At 40.3% G+C, this 1,883-nt stretch carries 2 protein-coding genes; both read left to right on the top strand.

Annotated features, from left to right (window positions below; translation table 11 throughout):
- The first annotated feature begins 518 nt into the window (after nt 1-518).
- Nucleotides 519-1,379 carry a group II intron reverse transcriptase/maturase gene (gene ltrA / locus ACYVLS_RS09035; protein WP_460323748.1) on the top strand — a complete coding sequence of 287 codons (861 nt, stop codon included), beginning with the start codon at nt 519-521 and terminating at the stop codon, nt 1,377-1,379.
- Nucleotides 1,380-1,423: 44 nt separating this feature from the next.
- On the top strand, nt 1,424-1,789 hold the full coding sequence (locus tag ACYVLS_RS09030; RefSeq protein WP_460323746.1) for a group II intron maturase-specific domain-containing protein: 366 nt from the start codon (nt 1,424-1,426) through the stop codon (nt 1,787-1,789).
- Nucleotides 1,790-1,883 lie beyond the last annotated feature (94 nt).

The following is a 1,883-nucleotide window of genomic DNA, read 5'->3' as shown; positions in this document are numbered from 1 at the left end:
TTTTCGTGCGCCCGGCATGGGCGACAACTTGGTGGTGAAAGTCCACTACAGACTTGGCAGTAGGAACTGTTAGCGAAAGTCAAGGGTGTCCGCCGTGAGGCGGAATCTGAAGGAAGACGGACGCAAATGCTTGCACTGACGAACAGAAACTTCATACAAAGGCTGAATCAGGACGGATGAGCTTGCGAAACAAAGTGAAGTCCGATACTGCCCGAATCCTGTACAGTAAATGGAGCAGTGACATGAGCAGAAGGTTGTCGTTCTTACCCGGGGAGGTCTCTTTCTTTATATCAAACTTTTTCAGTGATGGAAAACTGGAGGAAGAGAAGTCAGCAGACGTCATAGTACTAACGAAAGTTAGGAAGGACTGAACAATAATAATTTTGAAAATCAAGGAGGTGTACACGCCATCAGTATCGCAGAAAACATCGTGATTAAGTTCAGAGAGATGGCTACCTACAAAAGGATACGCTGGAAGCAAAAGAATATGTAGGAGTGCGTAGGGGCGTAACACAGAAATGAATAGACAAAATGATATCTCATTAATCGATCGAGTAGTCGATAGAAAGAATATAAAGCTTGCCATCAAGAAAGTTAAAAAGAACAAAGGCAAGCCAGGTGTAGACGGCATGACTGTCGATGAACTAGATGCACACATGGCAGAATTTGGTTCACATATCATTCGAAAACTAAAGGAAGGCACATATATGCCTCAACCGGTTAGGCGAGTGGAAATTCCAAAGGCAAATGGAGGGAAGCGACTTCTAGGTATTCCCTGTATAAGAGACAGAGTTGTCCAACAGGCTATTCTACAAGTTATAGCCCCCATTATTGACCCCCACTTTTCTGACTATAGTTATGGCTTTCGAAAAGGTCGAAACGCCCATCAAGCAATTGAACAAGTACAACAATATTATGAGGAAGGTTATCGTATTGCGGTAGATTGTGATTTAAAGAATTATTTCGATACAATTAATCATCAAAAGTTACGAAATTATCTGGAATACTATATACAAGACAAAATCGTTCTAAAATTAATTTGGAACTTCCTCAAATCGGGTATTTTAGACCAAGACTTTTATGTTAAAACAGATATGGGGACACCACAAGGTGGTCCATTATCTCCTCTATTAGCCAATGTTTATCTCCATCATTTAGATAGAGAACTGGAAAGAAGAAAACATAAATTTGCTCGTTATGCCGACGACTTCGTTATTTATGTCAAAAGCAAACGTGCAGGTGAACGAGTAATGGAGAGCATCACCAAATTTATCGAAGAAGATTTACGATTGACCGTCAATAAAGAGAAGAGTCGAGTGACTACAGCCACAAAATCAAAGTTTCTTGGGTTTCATTTATATAATCACATGGGAAAGTAGGTTGCCGACCTAGTCGGTCGGCTAAACAACGTTTCCGTGAAAAGTTGAAGAAGCTTACTCGAAGAAATCGGCCAGGGAGTTTTAAAGACATTGTGACAGATATTAACCGAGTGACAGTAGGATGGATAAATTACTACAAAATTGCTTTTATGAAATCATTTATGATTGAAATTAAAGCATGGTTAAACCATCGGCTAAGACAAATCATTTGGAAGAGATGGAAGAAAGTCGCCACTCGGTATAAATGGTTGAAGAAACTCGGTATCGGTCATGACGATGCCCTTAAAACAGCAGCTAGCCGAAAGGCTTACTGGCGAATTTCACGAACTGAAATCATACACCGAGCATTAACAAATAAAAAGTTCGTAGAATGGGGATTAAGAGATTTAATACATTTGTACGAGCGATAGAGATATTTAAATTATTGAACCGCCGTGTACGGAACCGTACGCACGGTGGTGTGAGAGGACGGTAAATAAATTAATTATTTACCTCCTACTCGAT

This window comes from Alkalibacterium psychrotolerans, assembly GCF_054784355.1.
The sequence above is the reverse complement of the archived record's forward strand: the minus strand, read 5'-3'. Positions and strand labels throughout refer to the sequence as shown.

What these genes read in the sequence shown, in the direction of transcription:
- ltrA (WP_460323748.1), top strand. Translation starts at nt 519, where the DNA reads ATGAATAGACAAAATGATATCTCATTAATCGATCGAGTAGTCGATAGA.